Raw genomic sequence first — 21,414 nt, forward strand, 5'->3', positions numbered from 1 at the left:
TATTGGACATATAGTAATAGCTTGGCTAATCTGGATCGCAAGACGTTATAAACCTCAACTGGGCTGACTCAACAAACAGTGCTGTGGTTGGGGTAGGAAGGGATTTCTATATGAATCAGATCAAACGTGTTGCCATTGTTGGTGGAACTCACGGAAACGAACTCACAGGAATTTACCTGGTGAAGAAATTCGAGCGATTTCCCAACGCGATCGCACGAGCGAGTTTTGAGAGCATTACACTTTTGGCGAATCCTAAAGCGTATGCAATCGGGAGACGGTACGTAGATACCGACCTCAATCGCTGTTTCCACCCACAGGATTTAAAGAATGCTCAGCTTTCCAACTATGAAGCAATTCGAGCTAAAGAAATTTACCAAACGTTGGCATCGCTCCCAAAAGAGCAAACCAACTTAACAATCGATTTGCACACTACCACAGCCAACATGGGGCTGACGATTATTCCAAGTACCAAGCATCCATTCAACCTTCAGTTAGCCGCTTATCTCAAATCCGTGAATCCTAGCGTGAAGGTGTATCGATGGAAAGACGAGAATAATAGCCCGTTTCTGAGATCAATTTCCGAACTCGGTTGCGCGATCGAAGTGGGTGCTGTTGCACAAGGCGTGTTGGATGCACGTTTATTTCAGCAAACAGAAGAACTTATCTACGCAATTTTAGACTTTGTAGACGCCTATAACCGGGGAACACCTTTCCCAGCAAGAGATACCTTCACAATTTATCAATGCCTACAGACAATCGACTATCCCAGAAATGAGGACGGGGAAATTCATGCAATGATCCACCCAGAACTTCAATTTAGAGATTACGAAGCTATTAAACCAAGCGAGCCAATGTTTTTGACATTTGATGGTCGAGTGATCGCTTATCAAGGAACATCAACCGTTTATCCAGTTTTCATTAACGAGGCGGCTTACTACGAGAAAGGAATTGCCATGTGCATAACCCAAAAGGAACTGGTTCTAGTTTGAGACAAAAAGGATAAAAAGTGAATCGGTGAGTAAAAACTACAAAGGAGTTACCAATGAACGCTCAGCAGACAAAACTTTACCAAAGTATTCAAGAATTTTCCCTTGATGACCCTGACGCTGTTTTTCCCTTTAGTCAAAGATTGGCAAGAGAAAACGGGTGGACAGTTCAATATACTCAGCAGGTGATTGACGAATACAAAAAGTTTATCTTTCTTGCTGTTATAGCTGGACATCCCGTTACTCCGTCCGATCAAGTGGATCAAGTTTGGCATCTGCACTTGACTTACACGCGATCGTACTGGGATGAGTTTTGCGCCAAAATCTTACAGAAACCATTGCACCACCACCCTACTCGTGGCGGTTCTAGCGAACAGGATAATTTTTATAGGTTCTATAACCAGACGCTGATTAGCTATGAAAAATTCTTTAGCCAGCGCCCCCCGTCCGATATCTGGTCTCCACCCAACATCCGATTTAGTCCAGATGTTCAGTTCACGCGAGTCAACGCTCATCGGTACTGGATTGTAGCCAAACCATCTTTTACTCTGAGTCGGTTGCCATCTGTTTATCTACCTCGCTTGCCTTTGCTGAAATTCATAGCGATCGCTCTGTTGTCATTTATGTTAGTCCTAACTATCAGCAGCTCTACGCTACTGATAGCAGAAATTTCTCCCCCGAAAATTCACTCTACAAACTCTGAACTAGCGCAGTCTCAAGCTGGTGAAAATTCTCCGCTACCTCGTAACACTCCAACCCCAACTTCTGAGAACAAAGATAATTCTACTTCCGGAAAATCTTCAGGGTGGTCATGGTGGTGGATACCCATAGCCATTATTTTTTCCCTGTTCGGCGGTGGTGGTAATAGCAGTGGTGGTAGTAGTGGTGGTAATAATGACAGTTGTATGGGCTGCGGCTTCTGATGAGGCACGTCTTCAGGCTGGACAGGCAGATACAGCTCTAGAGACGCTGTATAAAATTAAATTAATAATTCCTCACTCCTAACTTTTTTGCCTTTTCAAAGATTGGCTCGACTAAAATCAACATCAGTCAAGTCTGCTCCATTGAGATTAGCTCCCTGCAAGTCGGTTCGCGTCAGGTCTGCACCCCGCAAATCAGCCTCACTCAAGTTCACCTGAGTTAAAATGGCTCCCGTCAAGTCCGCTCCTCGCAAGTCTGCCATACTCAAGTTAGCTCCCCGCAAATCGGTTCGAGTCAGGTCTACCCCTCTTAGGTCAGCTTCGCTCAAGTTTACCTGAGTTAAAATGGCTCCCGTCAAATTTGCCCCTCTCAAATCTGCCCTACTCAAGTCGGCATCTTCCAAGTCAGCCTTTCTCAAATTGGCATTAGTTAAGTCTACCTCTGTTAGATTTGCTCCCCGTAACTTCCCCCCTCTAAGGTTTGTCCCCCGCAAATCTGCTCCACTCAAATTTACTCCACCCAAGTTAACCCCAGGCAGCGATACGCCAGCAGCAATTAAATAAGCCCCGGCTTCTCGTGGGTCAAAATCATAAGAAAACAAAGTTTCTTGAGTGTAGACAGCTTTTTCCAGAATCACTCCCCTCAGCTTGGCTTTACTAAAATCCGCCCCGACTAAATTGGCTCCCGCCAAGTTAGCACTTTCCAAATTTGCCCCAACCAGATTTGCCCGCATCAAGTTTGCCGCCCTCAAGTCTGCTGCTTTTAGATAAACCCCACTTAGATCCAATTCACTCAGGTTTACCCCTGTTAGCGATACGTTATAGGCAATCAAGTAAGCAGAAGCTTGCTTGGGGTCAAAGCCTGGTGAGAACCGAGTTTCTTGATTGTAGATAGCTTGGTGTAAGATAGCTCCCGTGAGATCCGCTGCTGTTAAGTCTGCCCCGATCAAGTTGGCTCTAGTTAGGTTGGCATTTTCCAGGTTGCTGCTAACGAGATTAGCCTTTTTCAGGTTTGCCGCCCTCAAATCTGCTTTGCTCAGATCAGCCCCGACAAAGTTTGTGGCACTCAGATCGGCTCCTCTGAGATTTGTCTCGCTCAGATTAGCTAAATTTAAGCACGCCCCAGCCAGATTCGATCCACTCAGGTTTGCTGAAGCCAAGTTGGCTTCAATCATGTCTGCATAAGTCAGGTTCGCCTCGCTGAGGTTAACCCCTCTGAGGTCTTTTGCCCGCAAATCTTTCCCTTTGAGATGAGATCCCCTTAAATCTGTTTCTTTGAAGTCTGCTACCACAATTTCTGCTCCCCTCGGTTCATGTCTGCTCTTGGTTGGCAGCTAAAACTGTCTTGATGCTAAGCTACACGCTTTGCTACGTAAAGGGACAAATTGTTTGCAGCGCATTTGAGATTATGAAGCGTTGGGAACGGTTCAAGATTTACGAGAGCGATCGCTTTGCTTCACGCATCGCTTATCGTTTTCTATATCTACGATCCCAATCTGGCAGCGATGTCCTAAAATCTATCTCAGTTCATGGGGAGGAAGTTTGAAGTGGAAAGCGATCGCTACGAGTTTAACCAGTCGCACAACCATCTGATTAAGGATCTTGCTCAAAAAATGCGCTTTGTTAGCTACTTCCTAATTGCCTTGGGAGTGCTTCTAATTATCGGGGGAATCGTTAGTGTCAGATCGGGTTTAATCAGCGGCATTATTAATGGAGTTTTGCAAATACTCATTGGCTTCTGGACTACTAAAGCCGCCTCTTCTTTTAATTTAATTGCTGATACTCAAGGAAACGATATCGAAAATTTAATGATAGCGCTTGAGCAACTGAGGAAACTATATACTCTTCAGTATTGGCTGATATTGATAGCACTCATTTTTATTGCTATTGCAATTATTACGGGCCTAATTTTAGGAGCTGTCAACGTTACTCCGTGAAAGAGTTCTCTCGTTAAGAATCAGATCCCAGGAATGCTGAGAGTGAGGCAATTGCCTCACCTATGCAAAAATGCGCTCTGACTCAAGTCTGGCGCAGACTTCCTTTGTGTAGCCGCGATTTCCGTTTCTCCTGGTATTTTTGCTGGGATGCACCCGCGATTGCCTCACTTTAACCTTTTACATAATTACCTTTTTACTTCAATGTGCGCTCACCATAAAGTAACAATCTTTCTAAAGTTGCCAAACGATTTGCCCAAACTTCGACTTGATAAGGTTGCTCTAAACCTTCCGATTGCATCCATTTCTTGAATTGAAATTGAAACGATGCTAACAGGGCTTTTGCCATTGTCAGATTATTTGCAGAAGGATTAGCTGCTAGCTGATCCAGTGCCTTTGAGAGAGCATCTGCTTGTTTTCGCCATTCCGAGAGGGCTGGTTCTTTAATCGAAAGTTGATTATTTGCCTCTTGAAAATTCCATTCTTGTTGTAGAGAGGCATAACGGGCAGCTGCCGCTTTGAAAGGTTGACGATACGGTAGAGGGGATGCGATCGCTTGTAGCGACTGACTACGACGGAAGATTCCTTGCAGATTATCATTGAGATTTTCCGCAGCAAATAAGGCGTAACCACTAGCAGGAAAATTTCGCAGTGCCTGAATTTGATCTATTGCCACCACATCCGGCAGATTCAGCAGTCGTATAGATGGCAAAATCAAGGTTGAACCCAGTTGATTTTGACTTAGCAAAGGCTGTGTTAAACTCTGCAATCTGTTGGTATCCAGAGCATAAGTCATCGGCACCAATAAATCTATATCGCCTCGTTGCGCCCAAACTTCCCAATTTTGTTGCAGTTTTTGCAGGCGTTCATTTTTAGGAAAGGGAAACACTGCCGCCGACAAAATGATATTACTTTTTATAGAGCGTAGATTTCTCGATGCTTCTGCTACAAAGCTGTCAATTGCATTAGTGCGAAACTGCGTCCACCTTTGCCACAAGTCTCTATCTTTTGGAGAAATCTTGACCGGATCTACCCCAGTTAGTTGCTGAAATTGCTGGCGAGCAGCCGTCCCGTAGCCGAAGGAATATCCGGCATTAGGGTCTTGAAAGGGATTACGAATATAGTCGAACTGAACCCCATCAACTTGATAATTCTTGACAATTTCCTCCAACATTTGTATTAAATAACGCCGCGCCTCTGGATTGGCAGGGTCAAGAAAAGTTTTACCCGAACCCAGATGGAAAATGCGCCCCCGGTTATCGTAGCCTGCCCAGGTAGGGTTCAGGTCAAGCACTGGGCCGGGATATTCTTTGGGGAGGTTGAGCAGGGCGTTGTGACGCTGGTTGCCAATAGCGAAAATCCATACCCAAGCGTGCAATTCCATGCCTCGCTGGTGGGCTAATTTGACAGCAGATGCTAGGGGGTCCCAGCGACGCACCAGGGGGTTTTTAATTTGGGCAACGCGACTAGGGTAAATGGGATATCCAGCATTGACGGTTTCAAAAAAGACGGTGTTAAACCCTGCTGCTGCTAGTCGGTCGAAAATTTTAGCTAATTGCTGCTCTGAACCAGCTCGAATAATCGTACCTCGGTCTAACCACATTGCCCGAATTTCTGGCTGGGTTTGGGGTCGGTCTTTGGGGTAGTTGTCCCATAGAATGCGTCGCGCCTGAAGCCACTGTTGTCTGGCTCCTGTGTAGTTTTTTTGGGCAACGAGTTGAAGAAAGTTTTGCAGCGCTATGCGGGCATTACTAAGTGGATTTGGGGTTTTGAGTTTTGAGTTTTGAGTTGAGGAAGTTCCCCGGTTCTCCAATCCTCCTGTAATGGCGTTGGCGGCTAGCTGGGCGCTCTCAAAACGACCGATAAGAGCTTCTAGCTCTTGACGCATGGCAGTTGCTTGTGAGGCTGTGATGGGCTGAGAGCTGGGTTTTACTTCTAGTCCAGCAGGTGCTACTAGACCGTCGCCATTTAGGTCTGGGAGTTGGAATGGAGGAGAGGCGGGGGGAAGTGCAGCAGTGGGATTTGTTGGGGTTGGGGAAGGGGGTTTTGCAGGGGTGGAGGCAGAACTTGCGATCGCATTCGGTGGCGTACAATTTCGTTGTGCTGGGTTGCGGGCATCCCCAACTCCCCCGTAGCGAGTCAGGGATGCCCGCAACCAGGCGCTATCTAGCTTGGGTTCGGAGGCTGTATCGACTCCCCAGCGCCAGCCTAAAAAAACTGAGCGGTCTGTAGTCACAACTGCTGGGGGATTTTCGGTGGATTTCCAGACAGCGGCGGTTTGACTTGTCAATCCAGCGGGAATGATTACGCCGCCGCGGATAATTCCGGCGAGTCCGTTCTGTTGCATCCATCCCTGGTTTTTGCCGGAGGTGGGAGCGAGAGTCGAGGGATTTTGCAGGCTAAATCCCCAGTATGCGCCCAGAAGCGATCGCAATTTACTTCGCACATCCGGCTGGGATAAAGTCCCCACAGGGCCGCTGACAATAACGCGCCCGCCCTTACCCATCCAGTCTTGTAACGCTTGCACCTGTACAGCACTCAGAGTTTCAACGTTGGGTAAAAATAAAACCTGTGTGCCTGCTAAATCTGCCGCTTGTCGAATTTGCTGCAAGTCAACAATACAGTAGGCGACACCACTCAACCCCAAGCGCCTTGTAATACCTTCCCATTGCGTTGCATTTGTCTGGCTTTTCACCACACCCATTACACCAGGTGCGGCACTAACAGAAAAAGGCAAAAGTAAAAAGGAAAAAGGCAAAAAATAAGCAAACAAAGAAGAAAAGATTATTCTTTCTTTTGCTGCTCCCTTTTTTAAGGGGGATTGCCTTTTGCATTTTTCTGAAAAACGAAAACCACTCCTCAACACAAGCTGCTCCTGCAAATCTTAGTCTGTAGCCCAGGCGAGATAAGCCCGTGTCATTAGTTAATGGCTAATAGTTGCACCATTAGCCATTAGTCATTGCTAATTCTAAGCAACACTCTCATTAACCGGAAAGCGATCAATTAAATGAATCGCCCGATAAGCATTGCGCTGCAAGGAATCTGACACATGGGGGATATGGGGAATCTGAGATAATAAATCCACAGTTCGACGCAGCACCCGGACTATATCCCCTTCATCTAAGCTGGTGTTAGCGCATAGCTGCGGCCATTGCTCGCCTAATGCCCAACTTTCCACCAAACCAGTTAAGTCATACTCCATCCAGACTGGCAGTGCGACTCGATAGCGACGCTGTAGCTGGAACAACTGACGGCGCAAAGTCCGCAACCTGCCTAAAGATTGTTCCACTTCTGGCGGTGTGTCGTATCTTGTCCAGCTGTCGGGGCGCAGTGCTTCGGTGACAAAGGCGGCACAGGCGGCTGCTAAGTGTTGGGGGTCTAATTCGTCCATTTCTCCCGACATCAGCGCCAAAGCAACCCACAACTCGTTATCGCTGCGAATGGCGGCGGCGGCTTCTCCCAAAGGTGTCGGCGTTACGTTATCGAGTCCGCCCATATGCCGCAAAACTTCCATCAGGTCGAGAAATTCTTCCCAGTGGCGTGCTAAGTGTTCTTGAAGCAGGGCTTGCAGTTGGGCGATTTGGTCTTGCAACATCTGCCGCCGCGAAGCTCGTTTGATTAAGAGGGCGGGGTTGCCCCACTGTAGGGCGGGGTGATTTTTCAGTTGTGCTTCTACTGCGGCGAGTCGCTGCTGTTGGGCTATGACTTCTGGATATTCATCGTTGATGGTTGATGGTTCGTTGCCTAGTTGGGATGAACCATGAACGCGGCTGGATGCCCATCCAATCTGACGGGCAATTTCAGCAGTAGCTTCTGTGCTGCTTTTGGATTGTCCTGGCTTGGCTTTGAATATTTCCGGCGGTGGCTGTAGGGATTCGACTTCAGATAAGCGAGACCATTCTTGGCAACCTACTACGTCGGCGGTGGTGACTACGTACCAACGGTTATCTGCGCCTAAGCAACCCAGGTAGGGCAATTGGCCGGAACCGGGTATGCGGGCGACTAATATTGCTGGTATGGGAGATGAGACGGGGACGTGTTTGCCTTTTAGGTTGAGGAGGGTTCCGGGTGAGGCGGTAGTGAGGGCGATCGCAATTTCGCGCGATCGCATTTCTTCGGCTTGATGTTCTAAGGTTTTCAGTAAGCGGCGTTCTTCTTTGAGCCGAGCAACCAGTTTTTCATAGTTTTGGATCAGTTTGCCGTCTACTGTCTGAAGTATGCTTTCAATTTGCGCCAGTTCTGCTGACAAATCTGCGATCGCTTGTTCTTGCGGTTTAAGATCCAATGTCGCCAAATACTGCCCAAAGCTGCGTTCGACTAACTCTCTAGCTTCTTCTATGCTATGGGTTTGCAGCAAGTTTAAAACCATGCCGTAGCTGGGGGTAAACTGGCTCACCAAAGGATCAGCGCCAGAGGTTGCTAAATAAGCCGCTTCCTTGGAACCTTCAAATGGTGTCTGTAACGTCACCACATGACCTGTAGTGTCCATCCCCCGGCGTCCTGCCCGTCCCGACATTTGCAAAAATTCGGAAGCTGTTAGCAGTCTGTGTCCCCGGTCTGTGCGCTTGGAAAGGCTGGAAATTACTGTGGTTCTGGCAGGCATATTAATCCCAGCTGCCAGGGTTTCTGTGGCAAATACCACTTTTACCAAGCCTTCTTGAAACAGTTCCTCTACCAAACCTTTCCAGGCTGGTAAAATTCCGGCGTGGTGGGAGGAAATACCCCGGAGCAACGGTTCCACCCCGCCACTGCGTGCTGCTTCGGGATTTCGCGCTAAAAATTCCTCTACTTTCTGTTTTAAAATTTTCGCTTCTTGTTCGTTGACTAGGGTTATATCAGCCAACTCTTCTACTGCTTTGTCGCAACCCCGACGGCTAAAGATGAAGTATATCGCCGGGAGCATATCCCTTTGCCACAGATGACCCAGGACGTAAACTAAGCTGGGGCTTTCTTGCCTTTTGCCTTTTTCTTTTTGTTGTCTTTTGGGTTTGAGGCGGGGATTAATTCTTTTTCGCGAGTCGTCCAGCAGGGGAAACAGTCCTTTGGGATTGCAAAAGTGAAATTGCAAGGGAACTGGGCGAAACTCGGAATATATTAGCTTTGTTGGGCCATGAACGCGATTCAGCCAGTCGGTGAGTTGGTCGCTGTTGGCGACGGTGGCGGAAAGGGCTACTAGCTGGACTTCGTGGGGGCAGTAGATGATTGATTCTTCCCAAACGGTACCGCGTTGGCGGTCGTTCATGTAGTGGCACTCATCTAGCACGACGGCTTCGACTCCAGCTAGGGAGGTGCCGACTTCGCCGATGCGGGTGCCGTAAAGCATATTGCGGAAGATTTCTGTCGTCATCACTAGGATTGGGGCATCCCGGTTGATGGAGACATCGCCAGTCAATAAACCTACCCTGTCCGCGCCGAAGACTTCGCGAAAGTCTCGTAATTTCTGATTGGATAGTGCTTTTAAGGGCGTGGTGTAAAATACTCGCCCTCCGCGATGCAGGGCGCGGTGTATAGCGTATTCCCCAATCAGGGTTTTTCCCGCACCTGTTGGGGCGCACACGACTACGGAACAATCGTCATTTAACGCCGCGATCGCTTCCGACTGAAATTCGTCTAGTTCAAACGGAAACAGGTTCTTTAGATCAAGCTCTGGTATTGTTGTAGGCACGGTGCTGCCAAATAATTCTAATCTACTTGCTTTCAGGGATTTAACTCTATAATTAACGGTGTATCCGCTCTATGTCCAATTTTAAAGCGCTTTTTTAGAATCGGAGATTCCTTAAAGTGCTACCCCTTATCCAACTCCTGACTAAAAGAGGCTGTTTTCCAGGTGCGATCGCGATCGCGTATTATAAACGCGGCTTTTCGCCACTGCCTTCATCCCCTCTCGCGCTGTGAGCCTGTCAAAACTGCTTTACCAAAATCTAATTGTAAAATAATCAACTAATTAAGGCTATTATAAATAGTATAATTTAATTTTTAGCAAAATTAAATTGAAAAAACCTACATTAGTTTAGCTGTTAGTGTTGCTTATGCGGCTAATCCAAGCACTTTAAACAACTCGTAAAGATTTCCTAAATCATCGTTAAAGTATCACTTTTAGCTATTTCCTCTTGCCGCTGTTTGGTGCCAAGATACTTATAAATATATCCAGCAACCTTGTAGGTAGGGCTTGTGCAGTAGCGAAACCCAAGACCAATTTGACAAGTTTAGTTAGATTGACTACCGATCGCCCAAACCAACCCGGCTCCTGCTAGTTTCTGTAGCCCTTAGCCAAAATTGTGAAATATGAATTCATCCTTTTGGCTGATAGACGATAGTTGTATTTAATCCTGAGCTAGACAACAGTAATTAGAAGAGCTGTATATCCACCAGAGGAAGGCAATCATATAAAAGGAAAAAGGCAAAAAAAGAATTCTTGGCTTTTCCCTTTTAGCCCCTAGTCCTCAACCCCCAGTTCCTAGTCCCTAGCCCCTCAATAGCGTCTGTGGCACAAGTTAACGGACACTCCCCTGCCAGCATGACGGTGACGGATACCGCTCACCGGAAAATTTCTTTGGTGAATCGGCAAATCTACCAGCGATTGAAACAGGCGCTGAGTCTAGGTTTGCGCCGCCAAATCTTTATAGCGGTATGCGATGATATTAGCCTGAGAAATCGTCTAGCGGCGCGGTTACACGCAGAGTTGGCAATTTCGGAAGACAGCAGAGGTAAAGCAGGTGGAATTAATTCCGTCTTCCGTCCTCCGGCTTCCAGAGAATATCCGCGACTGGTAAGCTTAAACTTGAATTTGAGCCAACCGCATCCTGTGGCGCAGATTAATCGCTGGTTAGGGCAACACCCGCCACCAAGCAATAACCCGCCCGGATTTCAAATTTTAGGTGTTGAGTTATTAACCAAACAATCAGCGAAGGTGCAGGGATTTTTCCTGAACTCGCTAAAGACAATTGAGCGCAGTCTGCCTAATTTAGAGTCTACCCTGTTGCTGTGGATGCCTCGCCCTTGGTTGCGCGCTATTGAGACGTCGGCACCTGAGTTTTGGCGCTGGCACACGGGAGTTTTTGAGTTTGAAGGGGAACCCGCACCAGCTTCAGATTTAAGAACATTGATGGCAACTTCTCTACAGGAATTCCCCCGCCAAACTGTCCCCCAAGAGGAGACGGCGGTACCGCAGGAAAATCTGTGGCACATTCTGGGCAGTGAATTAGATAAATTTAGCCTCGACCATCAGGAAAATCCGCCATCCCAGAAGGAGGATTTCAAAAAGGAATCAGGCACCCCCGTGACAAGCGGCGAGGGGGAAGAGAAAACATCCTTTATCCTTAATCCTGCCGATGCGGTGCAATCTTTGCAGGAGATTGAGCAATTACAGCAATCTCGCCCACCGGAAGAACTTGCACAAGCATATTTAAGGCTGGGAAATTATTATCGCGATCGCATTGAACAATCGAATACTTCCCAGGAAAATCTAATAACGGCTATCCAGGCTTACGATCAAGCATTGGCATGGTTGGAGGAATCCTCGCCGTTAGCTGCTGATATTCTCAACGATCTGGGCAATCTCTATTGGATGCTATCTCGCTATGCTGCGGATTCCCAGGAGATGCTTGCTTATCTTGAGCAAGGAATTAACGCATATCATACTGCTTTAACCAAGTTCAATCCTGACGACGCACCCCACAGCTACGCCATGATTCAAAATAACTTGGGGGCGGCATATGGGGATTTAGCGCGTTATCAAGATACTGCCCAAAACTTGCAGAATTCGATTTTGGCATATGGGGAAGCTTTGCGTTATCGTTCCGCAGAAGATGAACCGCTAAAATATGCGGCGACGCAGAATAATTTGGGTACGGCTTATTGGCATTTGGCGCAACAGCAACAGCCAGTTACGCATCTCAAATGCGCGATCGCATCTTATACCGAAGCGCTTCCATTCTACAATCCAGAGCGAGATTCCCTTAACTGGGCAATGCTGCAAAATAATATCGGTACGGCATACTGGAATCTTGCCCAGTACGAACAACCGGAAGAGTTTTTACAACTTGCGATTGCGGCTTATCAAAGTGCGCTGACTTATCGCACGCCTCAGTCAGCACCAGCAGGTTGTGCGGCGACGCAGAATAATTTGGGTACGGCTTATTGGCATTTGGCAACTCAGGTAGAGGTTAATCCAGAGGGGCAGCAACAATATTTACAGATGTGTATTGCAGCTTATGAGAGTGCGATCGCGCTTGTCGAGTTTCTTAGCAACAATGACCCTCCAGTTCCGGTGACATTTGATGTATCTGCTACTCAGAATAATCTGGGATTGGCTCATTATCAAATGGCGACAGATAAGAAGTTTTCTTTACAGCAAACGTCTCAGCTAGAGCATTTAGAGGCTGCGTTACGCTACCATTTACAAGCGTTACAAGGCTTTAGCGAGCAACCTGATTCTTATGAATCTGCTCTTTCATTAGTTGTGCAGACAATTCGAGCATTTTATCGCGAACGTGGCTTACAAGGGCAAAATCTGGCCCTTTCTAAAGTTCCTGGTAAATTGTTGCCAGAACTGCTGCGACGCTTGTAAATAAAAATTAGTAATTAAGGCAGAGTATAGCAATTCTATTTGAGTTGTGACTACTCTATAAACTAAATTTACAGGCGCTACTGAAGGAAGTTTATAAATGACTTGGGATTGCTATAGGATGTGCTTTAGAGGATGTTTGAATTATCTATAGCAATCCTATTTAAGTTGTGAACGAGTATTCGCTCTGGTGTAGGGACACGGCACTGCCGTGTCCCTACAGAAGTTCACGAATCATTTAGGATTGCCAGAAGTCCCGTTAACCAGAAATGGCAGCTCAGGTGTGAGCGCTGACAATTGTGGCTGCGGTGCTTCCGGCTGAAGTATTATCTACAACATCCAAACTAACTGCATATACAGAGGCATCAGCTGCATAAACTTTGACTTTGTAATCGCCATCAGTAGGTAGTATCCCTTGCCAGTGCGATCGCTCACTCACCTTCCCGACTGTTTCGCCATTCGGCGCAATTACCTCAATATTCACGTTGCCTTCTTGTGCTTTCACCGTCAATAGCTGCCCCTTAGTGCCATTGACCGAATACGGCTGACACTGATGAGGGTCTAAACTGCCTCCCACGGTTGTTTCTGCGCCTGACAGGAAGCTAACTTCCTGAAGTGGGAGCGTGTCTGCTGCGTAAATTGGGTCTACCTTTGGCTGGTTGTCCGCAGATGTAGGAGGTTTCCGCTTCTTTGTGTCTTGGAAGTGCTTTTGGGTTGACCGATACAGCCGCAGCAGCACGAAAGCCGAGCCATTGGCAACTACGGCTAAAGCTGGAGCCGCGACTGGCACCCATCCGCCTTGAGTAAATAAATAGAACCCGGTAAAAAATATCACTCCCAGTGTTGCGGTTCCACCCACAATCAACACCAGAGGACGACGGATTTTCCAAACCAAAACTGCTCCCCCAAGTCCCCATCCGGCAATCCACAGCATTTCCACCCATTCAGACCAGTCCCAAATCAGCGGTCGATTATCCAGAACTACACCGAGGATTTGGCTGATCACCTGTGCTTGCACCAGCACCCCGAACATCTTCCGACCGCCACCGTAGGAGGTGTAAAAAGCGTTATCTTTTTTGCTTGATGTCACACCGATAATGACGATGCGATCTTTTACCAAATTCGGGTTAATCTCCCCTGTGAGGACATCACTAAGCGTTACCTGCGGCGCGATATTGTGAGCGGAACGATAATCCAAAACAATCTGGTAGCCTCCAGAATCAGCGTTCTGATATGCACCAAAATTGTGTTTTAAGCGTTTGAATATAGTTGAATTTATCTTGAGATGCCCTTCGGGGGTTCCTTCTGCTTGGATACCTTCTTTTTCTAAGTAGTGCAGTGCTAGTTGAGCGCCAAACGAGTAACTTGTTTTACAAGCACCGTTGTCGTCGTTGGCAAACAAAAGACTGCGACGAACTTTGTTATCAGGGTCAATGACTAAATCGTTAAAGCCAACGCTGTCTTCAGATGCTGCTTTTGGGGGTGCAATTCCAGGGTTATCCTGATTACTCATTTTGCAAACAGTGATGATGCGATCGCTTGTTTGCAATGTCTTCTCTAACTCTGGATAACCAGGCGGTACAGGTAAATCTCGGTAAATATCTAAGCCGATGGCCCGCGGGTTATAACTTTCCAGTTTCTTTAATAACTGATTTAAAACTCGGTCAGTTAAAGGATATTTTTCTTGAGCCGCAATATCTGCATCGTTGATTTCAACGACCAGCAGGCGAGAATCTGGCCCTTCCATCGGTTGCTTTCGGTCTAAGTCTTCCCACGTCCGTGTCAAATAACGCAACCGCACCATTTGATCGAATGCTGCGAGTTCTAGCGATTCTACTCCTCCCATCTGTCGCGCTCCCAGCACTAAGCCACTGGCTACCATACTGGTAATGGCGATCGCTATAGCAGCACTTACCCTTTTTCTGGTTTTGGCAAAGGGATTTTCATCGGTCGGCGCAGATAAATCCTGTTGCAGTTGTTGGAGTTCAAGACTTACTTCTGTGGCAGACTGGTAGCGTTCCCGGACGTGGTAGCGCACCATTTTGTCTAATATTTCTGCCAAGCGATCGCTAACCTTTACTTTATCCCGCCAAATAATTTCGCAGGTTTCGGGATCTTCTGGCAATTGAGAAGGTTTAGCCCCTGTTAACGCTTGAATTGCCGTTATCCCCAAGGCATACAAGTCACTGCTGTATCTTGGTTTACCTGCTAGTTGTTCGCTGGGTACATAACCTTGGGTGCCAATTCCCACTGTAATGCTGCTTTGGCCTGACTCTGTTGCCAGCTGGGTATGGATTTCTTTTACAGCACCAAAGTCTATCAAGACTAATTTGCCATCTTGCTGCCTGCGGATCAAGTTGTTCGGTTTGATGTCGCGATGGATGACTTGATAGGAGTGAACAAACTCCAGAATGCCCAGCAGATCCTGCAAGAGGTCAATTACCTCAGCTTCGCTCAATTGTTTGTTCTGGCACAATTCATCGGAAAGCGGATGTCCTTCAATGAATTCCTGAACTAGGTAAAATTGTTTATTTTCTTCAAAATATGCCAGCAGATGGGGAATTTGGTTATGGTGTCCCAGCTTTTCAAGAGTTTTTGCCTCGGTGTTGAACATACGCCGAGCGATCGCTAAAAAAGCGGGATCTTGACGAGCTGGTTTGAGATGCTTTACAACACACTTGGGTTTTCCGGGTCGCTGTGTGTCTTCGGCAATGTAAGTTTGACCGAATCCTCCCGATCCCAGTTCCTCGATTAGTTTATAGCGCCCCCCTAGTAGTCTTCCCAGCATGGTGGCTTAGTATCCGTTATCCTGATTTTGACATACAATTTCCGCAGTCATTGGTGATTAGGCTAACAATCACCAATTCTCAATGACATATTGTTAAAGGAGTGATAATTTTAACTGATTTTTACTTAATGCAGCTGATTAAAGGTACAACTAAACTTTTAGGGGTGATTGGTCATCCCGTCGAGCATTCCCAGTCTCCCAAGATGCACAATGCCGCGATCGCTTCTCTAGGATTAGATTACATCTATCTGCCTTTCCCGGTGCAACCAAAAGATTTAGAGGATGCGATCGCAGGTTTTCGGGCTATTGGTGTTGTTGGTTTCAGCATCACTATCCCCCACAAACAGGCAATTATTCCCTTGCTATCAGAAGTATCTGATATTGCCCAAGCTGTGGGAGCGGTTAACACCGTCAAAAACACTGCTGGGGGTTGGATTGGCACCAACACTGATGTCGAGGGCTTTATCACGCCTCTTTTCGCTTACAACCGCGATTGGAGTCAAACTGAAGCCGTAATTTTAGGCAATGGCGGCGCAGCGCGAGCAGTGGTTGCGGGTTGCGCTAAACTCGGCTGTGCTTCTATTCATGTTGTCGGGCGTAACCGAGAGAATTTAAACGGTTTTCAACAGAGTTGGAGCAATTCACCTTTAGCAATTAATAATTTACACATCCATCTTTGGGAAGAACTGCCAAATCTAATTTCTCAAGCAGATTTGCTAGTTAATACAACACCAGTAGGTATGTCTCCCAAAGTTGATCAGTCTCCGGTCGATACAGATGTAATGGCGCGATTGAAGAAAGACGCGATCGCCTATGACCTAATTTACACGCCCCGCCCCACCAAGTTTCTACAACAAGCAAAAACACAAGGTGCGATCGCCATCGACGGGTTAGAAATGCTCGTCCAACAAGGCGCGATCGCTCTAAAATTCTGGTTAGACAAAGAGCCACCAGTAGACGTAATGCGCCAAGCAATACAATAACGAAACGCTCTTTTTTTGCCTAAGAGCCTTCAATTATTTGTCCATCGCCAGTTAAAGCTGTTCCAGTCGTAAATGCCTTGAATCTCGTACTCAGTCCCATTATCAAAGCGGATGATGCAGTTAGTATAGGTTCTCTCGCCCTCTGCTGTCTCAGAAACTCCAACTACCGTACAGGGAAACCATTCGCGGCTACAGGGGCCATTTTCTTGCACCCATTCCCAAAGACCATTCGAGACTTCAATGCGATCGCCTACTTTTAGCTTTAACTGATAATACTCGGCTAAGTGAACTGGCTGGACGCGATTTAGCCATTGGAAACCATAGCGATCGCGAATAAATTGCATTTCTCCAGAGTCTTGATTATTCAGCCAGTCATTTAGCAATTTTATTTTCCAAGGGCGATTTTCTCTCTCTTGCTCCTTGACAAATTGCAACAAAACCCTGCGTTGCTCTGATGTTAGTTCTGCAAGAGGATTAGTGCGATCGCTATCCCCATTCTCAGGCTCAGGAATACCCAACGCAACACCTATCAGTTCCTCAACAACGACTTGCAGCAAAATTTGTTTTTGCTTCTCACTCAGAGGACACAATATTTTGTCACACTGGCTAAATGCTGCTTGCAGAGCTGCATCAATCTCAGATGGATTCATGTCAATATTTTCTACAGAGTGGACTCTTACCACTCCCTAGAGTTATCCTACAAATTCTGAGTGGCAATGCCCTGTATCGAAACGCTCATTTAGAGTTTATCGCCTATTATCGCAGAGCTTTCAAGGCACCGTAAGAGTTTATTTGGACAAAAAGGGACAAGTGCTAATTGAAGCATTGCTAATTAATAATTCCCTCTCTCTCCACCCAAGAGTCCCTTGTTTGACCTAGATTCGCGGTAAGCTGAGGATTGATGTCACCGAAAAACCTAAGTCATGGTGGGGTTTATGCGATTTCGAGCCGTCTCTATTGTTGTGATGTCATGCCTCATTGGGATATTCAGCTTGCTGTTTAGTCCCCCTGCACTGGCACTGACACAGATTAAACTTTCTGAAGTTACCTACCATGACTGCCCTGCTGATATAGCCCAAGGAGCGGTTACGAGTACCGGAGCGAGCCGTGCAGCTAATTGCTTTATAGTCACCGGAAAAGCCGAAAATAGCTCTAATAAGCCAGTTCTCAACGCCGATATCTTTGGTCGGATCTACGATGCCAATGGAGACTCGGTGATGCAAAACCGGACGCGCCTGGGTTCAATCGAAGAAGTGCCGCCTGGAGTCAGTGATTTTGAACTGAGAATTTCAGTTCCGGCAAATCAGCCGACTCCCTTGCAGCTCAAGCAGTTCAAAGCCGCTGGGTTTACAGGCACAGTTCGCCGCTAACACCCAATTTTAGATTTTGGACTAGAATCTAAAATCTTAGAAACCAGCGGGACTCATTTGAATGCTGCCAAACAACTGTGCCAAAATTTGCAGCACCAAAATCGCTAAAATCGGCGAGATATCTAGACCACCCATCGCCGGAACGATAGAACGGAAGATGTTGAGATAGGGATCTGTAATCGGACTCAAGGTAGAAGCCAACTGGTTCATCCAGTTGATTGTGGGGAACCAAGTTAAGAGAATCCGCACAATCAACAGAAAAACATAGATGTTCAGAAAGGTGGAGATAGTGTTGATTAGTAAATCGGCTGAAGAATTCATTGGTGTTGAAGCTTCCTTTTGATAATCGGTGAACGCTTGAAACTTGAAGTTAGTTTAACGGATTTGCTCTACTTTGAGTTTAGGGATCTTTGGGTAGGGACGAGAGTGCGTCAGAGGGAGAGAATCGCTCCCGCTCTATTTCCACAGCGTTTCCATTTACATTGCCAAGCTGAGTCCGGACATCATCAATCGCCGCATTTAGTTGGGCAATTTTATCCTCTAAGCCCCGCCGTGCAAATTCAATACTATCTGAGTCTTTGAGTTGACGCTTTCTACCTTTGCCAGCTTTAGCTTCTGACGCTCCCGAATTCAGCAGAGACGCATCTTTGGCATCAGCTTCCGACGTGCGTCCAGAAGCAATCAGCGCCCCGACAATCCCACCGACTAGACCGCCAACTATAGTCCCAGCCAGAAATCCGCTTCCAAAACCATCGCGCTGACTCATCTTTAACTACCGTCACGATCTTTTTTCAACTGTTTTCAGGGTAACTTTTAGCTGACCCCCCTGCCTACCGACTAGGGGAGTAGAGGAGAGTGGGAATGGGGCTGGGGAATGGGGACTAGGGACTGGGGACTGGAGACTAGGGACTAGGGACTAGGGACTAGGTAAGACTTTCTCCCAATCCCCAATCCCCAATTCCCAATTCCCAATCCCCAGTCCCCAATCCCCAATCCCCATTCCCTATGTCCCAAACGTGCGATCGCCTGCATCTCCTAATCCCGGTACAATATACCCCTGAGAGTTCAGACCCTCATCAATCATTGCCGTATAGACAATCAAACCCGGATAAGCTGAGGAAAGCTTCTGCAACGCTGGTGGCGCGGCTACCACAGAAATAATCCGCGTCAAAGCTGGGTCGATGCCTCGTTTAGTCAACTCTGCCATCGCCATCATAATTGTCCCACCCGTCGCCAGCATCGGGTCAGTAATTAAAACTCGCGTTTGGGGATTAAATTGCTCCGGCATTTTGTTGAGATAACAGCTGGCTTCCAGCGTTTCCTCATTCCGTACCAAACCGATATGATAAGTCGAAGCCAAAGGCAGCAAAGTCTGCGCCCCCTCTAATAATCCTAATCCTGCTCGGAGAATCGGCACCACAACCAGGGGCACTTCTGGATTGATAAAAGTGGCAGGACATTCAGCTAACGGTGTTTGCACCGTCGTTTCTATCGTCGGTAGCCAGTCCCGAATTGCCTCATAAGTCAGCCAGCGCCCCAGTTCTTTCATCGCGCTCTTGAACAACACCGACGGCGTTGCTGCATCGCGAGCTACAGCCAGCCAGTGCTTAATAAGGGGATGGGGAGGAACGTAGACACGCAGTTGAAGAGTCATAGTTGCTTATCTTGACTGAGGGATGCCAGCTCAAAGACCTGACCTATCATACGCTAAGAGCGATTCTTCTCGTCGCCTCTGTTTGGCATCCCGTCCAAGGAGAAATCAATACTATTGAAAATGATTTTCAACAGTATTGACATATATTATCAACAAGGCTATATTTATTTTTAGTGTTCTCCTCTCATTAAGGATCGGCAGGTGGGGCTGGGTGTGCAGTAGCAAGCTAGTCCCATTTTTTTTTGAGGCGAGATGTAATATAAGACGTTAAACTCAGAAACGTTAAGTAATTTCCTTTCTCTTCCATGCCTGCAACTTCTATCCCTACCTCCGCTGCATCGACTTTTGATGTTATTGTTATCGGTTCTGGAATTGGAGGGCTGGTGAGTGCAACCCAGCTAGCAGCGAAAGGCGCTAAAGTTCTGGTACTGGAGAGCTACTTAATTCCCGGAGGTAGTGCCGGATACTTTGAACGGGAAGGGTATCGCTTTGACGTGGGAGCATCGATGATTTTTGGTTTTGGTACTCAAGGTACTACCAACTTGCTCACCCGCGCCCTGGAAGCTGTAAACGTTAGCCTAGAAACTATTCCCGATAGCGTACAGATTCACTATCATTTGCCTAACGGCTTAGACCTGAAAATTCATCGCGATTATGAAAAATTTTTGCAAGAACTAACTGCCAACTTTCCGCATGAGCGTGAGGGTATTCGCAAGTTTTACGATGAATGTTGGAAGGTTTTTAATTGTCTAAATGCGATGGAATTGCTATCGCTGGAAGAACCCCGGTATCTGGCGCGGGTGTTTTTCCAGCATCCGTTGGCGTGTCTGGGTTTGGTGAAATACTTGCCGCAAAATGTTGGTGATATTGCCAGGAAATACATTAGCGACCCGCAACTGCTGCAATTTATCGACATGGACTGTTACATCTGGTCAGTTGTGCCAAGCGATCGCACTCCGATGATTAATGCCGGGATGGTATTCTCAGATCGGCACTATGGCGGCATCAACTATCCTAAAGGCGGCGTGGGACAAATCGCCCAAAAACTGGTGGAAGGACTGGAAAAAGTTGGCGGGGAAATTCAGTATAAAGCCAGAGTAACGAAAATTATCACAGAAAATAATCGCGCCGTTGGCGTTGAGTTGGCTGATGGAAAAGTATATCGCGCTAAGCGCATCGTTTCTAATGCGACACGCTGGGATACTTTTGAGAAGTTATTACCACCAGAGGAGATGCCAACATCTGAGAAGAAGTGGCAAAAACGTTATCAAAAATCTCCCAGTTTCTTGAGTTTGCATATGGGAGTTAAAGCAGATGTTTTGCCAGTGGGAACAGAATGTCACCATATTTTGTTGGAAGATTGGAAAAATATGGAAGCGACACAAGGCACTATCTTTTTGTCAATTCCTACGTTGCTTGACCCGGATTTAGCACCAGCAGGTTATCACATTCTGCACGCATTTACACCGGATTGGATTGAAAATTGGCAGGAACTTTCTTCTAGTGAATACGAAGAGAAGAAGGAAGCAGCAGCCGGGCGAGTTATTGAGCGTTTGGAAAAGATTTTCCCAGGCTTAGATGCAAGTTTAGATTATCTGGAAGTTGGGACTCCTCGCACTCATCGGCGCTTTTTAAATCGTGAAGATGGCACTTATGGGCCGATTCCGGGCCGCAAGTTATTAGGATTGTTGGGAATGCCGTTTAATAGAACTACTATTCCGGGACTTTATTGTGTGGGAGATAGTACGTTTCCGGGACAGGGTTTAAATGCGGTGGCGTTTTCAGGGTTTGCTTGCGCTCATCGTGTGGCGGTGGATTTGGGGTTGTAGGTAGCGCCGGATCTTATATTGAACCGCTGAGGCGCAGAGGGCGCAGAGGAAAATAGGGACGCGATCGCATCTTTTTTAAACTACTCCAAAACGTTCTTGTGATTTCTGGCTGCAAATTGCACAGGTTAAATTATTTGAAATGCCCGTATCATCACTGCGTTCAATTGCTGCATTTGCAGACTTCCCAACTCTCCCAAGCGTCTGATAATTAATCTACTCTCAAGAGTAGCAATTCGAGTTACTCTCACTTTAGAGGCAACTCTCAATCCAGTCAGGAGTTACGCAGTTGAACTGAAGATGCGGTAGAAGGAAGGAATGAATTGTTAGCTTCCATCGTTTCCAGTGCCTCTATGTGAACGTTGAACTGAAGATGCGGTAGAAGGA

The 21,414-nt window shown here is 46.9% G+C and carries 15 protein-coding genes; 7 read left to right on the forward strand and 8 right to left on the reverse strand.

Features of this window, described 5'->3' with window-relative positions; translation table 11 throughout:
- The first annotated feature begins 110 nt into the window (after positions 1-110).
- Positions 111-989, forward strand: a complete 879-nt coding sequence (locus H6F66_RS23445; RefSeq protein WP_190426278.1) for an aspartoacylase — start codon at positions 111-113, stop codon at positions 987-989.
- Positions 990-1,042: 53 nt separating this feature from the next.
- Positions 1,043-1,909, forward strand: coding sequence for a hypothetical protein (locus H6F66_RS23450; protein WP_190426280.1), 867 nt, complete (start codon positions 1,043-1,045; stop codon positions 1,907-1,909).
- 95 nt (positions 1,910-2,004) lie between these two features.
- Here H6F66_RS23450 and H6F66_RS23455 read toward each other — a convergent pair whose 3' ends face one another.
- Positions 2,005-3,198: a pentapeptide repeat-containing protein gene (locus tag H6F66_RS23455; RefSeq protein ID WP_190426282.1), complete on the reverse strand. Its 1,194-nt coding sequence runs from the start codon at positions 3,196-3,198 to the stop codon at positions 2,005-2,007.
- 237 nt (positions 3,199-3,435) lie between these two features.
- On the opposite strand from H6F66_RS23455, the gene H6F66_RS23460 reads away from it, so the two are divergent.
- The gene (locus H6F66_RS23460) at positions 3,436-3,843 is read left to right on the forward strand and encodes a DUF5362 family protein (protein WP_190426283.1); all 408 of its coding nucleotides are present in this window, start codon (positions 3,436-3,438) and stop codon (positions 3,841-3,843) included.
- 193 nt (positions 3,844-4,036) lie between these two features.
- Here the strand turns inward: H6F66_RS23460 and H6F66_RS23465 are convergent, their stop codons facing one another.
- Positions 4,037-6,577 (reverse strand): family 10 glycosylhydrolase, encoded by a 2,541-nt coding sequence (locus H6F66_RS23465; protein WP_199295342.1) that lies wholly within the window; start codon positions 6,575-6,577, stop codon positions 4,037-4,039.
- Positions 6,578-6,808: 231 nt separating this feature from the next.
- Positions 6,809-9,505, reverse strand: coding sequence for a DEAD/DEAH box helicase (locus tag H6F66_RS23470; protein ID WP_190426286.1), 2,697 nt, complete (start codon positions 9,503-9,505; stop codon positions 6,809-6,811).
- Positions 9,506-10,357: 852 nt separating this feature from the next.
- Here H6F66_RS23470 and H6F66_RS29530 point away from each other — a divergent pair.
- Positions 10,358-12,409, forward strand: a complete 2,052-nt coding sequence (locus tag H6F66_RS29530; protein WP_190426336.1) for a tetratricopeptide repeat protein — start codon at positions 10,358-10,360, stop codon at positions 12,407-12,409.
- A 274-nt stretch (positions 12,410-12,683) separates the two neighbouring features.
- On the opposite strand, the gene H6F66_RS23480 is transcribed toward H6F66_RS29530, so the two are convergent.
- Positions 12,684-15,194: a CHASE2 domain-containing protein gene (locus H6F66_RS23480; protein ID WP_190426289.1), complete on the reverse strand. Its 2,511-nt coding sequence runs from the start codon at positions 15,192-15,194 to the stop codon at positions 12,684-12,686.
- A gap of 128 nt (positions 15,195-15,322) precedes the next feature.
- Here H6F66_RS23480 and H6F66_RS23485 point away from each other — a divergent pair, with 128 nt between their 5' ends.
- Entirely contained in the window at positions 15,323-16,177 is an 855-nt protein-coding gene (locus tag H6F66_RS23485) for a shikimate dehydrogenase (protein WP_190426291.1), read from the forward strand.
- A 29-nt stretch (positions 16,178-16,206) separates the two neighbouring features.
- Here the strand turns inward: H6F66_RS23485 and H6F66_RS23490 are convergent, their stop codons facing one another.
- A complete protein-coding gene (locus H6F66_RS23490; protein WP_190426294.1) occupies positions 16,207-16,827 on the reverse strand; it encodes a hypothetical protein in 621 nt (206 codons plus the stop codon).
- A gap of 285 nt (positions 16,828-17,112) precedes the next feature.
- Between H6F66_RS23490 and H6F66_RS23495 the strand changes: the two genes are divergently transcribed.
- A complete protein-coding gene (locus H6F66_RS23495) occupies positions 17,113-17,547 on the forward strand; it encodes a hypothetical protein (RefSeq protein ID WP_190426297.1) in 435 nt (144 codons plus the stop codon).
- A gap of 36 nt (positions 17,548-17,583) precedes the next feature.
- Here the strand turns inward: H6F66_RS23495 and H6F66_RS23500 are convergent, their stop codons facing one another.
- From H6F66_RS23500 to upp, 3 genes are all read right to left on the reverse strand, one after another.
- Complete coding sequence (locus tag H6F66_RS23500) at positions 17,584-17,868, reverse strand: YggT family protein (RefSeq protein ID WP_190426301.1); 285 nt, start codon at positions 17,866-17,868, stop codon at positions 17,584-17,586.
- 79 nt (positions 17,869-17,947) lie between these two features.
- Positions 17,948-18,313: a hypothetical protein gene (locus H6F66_RS23505; RefSeq protein ID WP_190426306.1), complete on the reverse strand. Its 366-nt coding sequence runs from the start codon at positions 18,311-18,313 to the stop codon at positions 17,948-17,950.
- Between the two features lie 237 nt (positions 18,314-18,550).
- Positions 18,551-19,201, reverse strand: a complete 651-nt coding sequence (upp, locus tag H6F66_RS23510) for a uracil phosphoribosyltransferase (RefSeq protein WP_190426309.1) — start codon at positions 19,199-19,201, stop codon at positions 18,551-18,553.
- A gap of 305 nt (positions 19,202-19,506) precedes the next feature.
- Here upp and crtH point away from each other — a divergent pair, with 305 nt between their 5' ends.
- On the forward strand, positions 19,507-21,030 hold the full coding sequence (gene crtH, locus H6F66_RS23515) for a carotenoid isomerase (protein ID WP_190426312.1): 1,524 nt from the start codon (positions 19,507-19,509) through the stop codon (positions 21,028-21,030).
- The last annotated feature ends 384 nt before the right edge of the window (positions 21,031-21,414 follow it).

It is taken from the genome of Trichocoleus sp. FACHB-6 (assembly GCF_014695815.1).
Classification (GTDB): domain Bacteria; phylum Cyanobacteriota; class Cyanobacteriia; order Cyanobacteriales; family FACHB-T130; genus Funiculus; species Funiculus sociatus.

What these genes read in the sequence shown, in the direction of transcription:
- H6F66_RS23445 (WP_190426278.1), top strand. Translation starts at nt 111, where the DNA reads ATGAATCAGATCAAACGTGTTGCCATTGTTGGTGGAACTCACGGAAAC.
- H6F66_RS23450 (WP_190426280.1), top strand. Translation starts at nt 1,043, where the DNA reads ATGAACGCTCAGCAGACAAAACTTTACCAAAGTATTCAAGAATTTTCC.
- H6F66_RS23460 (WP_190426283.1), top strand. Translation starts at nt 3,436, where the DNA reads ATGGGGAGGAAGTTTGAAGTGGAAAGCGATCGCTACGAGTTTAACCAG.
- H6F66_RS29530 (WP_190426336.1), top strand. Translation starts at nt 10,358, where the DNA reads ATGACGGTGACGGATACCGCTCACCGGAAAATTTCTTTGGTGAATCGG.
- H6F66_RS23480 (WP_190426289.1), bottom strand. Translation starts at nt 15,194, where the DNA reads ATGCTGGGAAGACTACTAGGGGGGCGCTATAAACTAATCGAGGAACTG.
- H6F66_RS23485 (WP_190426291.1), top strand. Translation starts at nt 15,323, where the DNA reads ATGCAGCTGATTAAAGGTACAACTAAACTTTTAGGGGTGATTGGTCAT.
- H6F66_RS23490 (WP_190426294.1), bottom strand. Translation starts at nt 16,827, where the DNA reads ATGAATCCATCTGAGATTGATGCAGCTCTGCAAGCAGCATTTAGCCAG.
- H6F66_RS23495 (WP_190426297.1), top strand. Translation starts at nt 17,113, where the DNA reads ATGCGATTTCGAGCCGTCTCTATTGTTGTGATGTCATGCCTCATTGGG.
- H6F66_RS23500 (WP_190426301.1), bottom strand. Translation starts at nt 17,868, where the DNA reads ATGAATTCTTCAGCCGATTTACTAATCAACACTATCTCCACCTTTCTG.
- H6F66_RS23505 (WP_190426306.1), bottom strand. Translation starts at nt 18,313, where the DNA reads ATGAGTCAGCGCGATGGTTTTGGAAGCGGATTTCTGGCTGGGACTATA.
- upp (WP_190426309.1), bottom strand. Translation starts at nt 19,201, where the DNA reads ATGACTCTTCAACTGCGTGTCTACGTTCCTCCCCATCCCCTTATTAAG.
- crtH (WP_190426312.1), top strand. Translation starts at nt 19,507, where the DNA reads ATGCCTGCAACTTCTATCCCTACCTCCGCTGCATCGACTTTTGATGTT.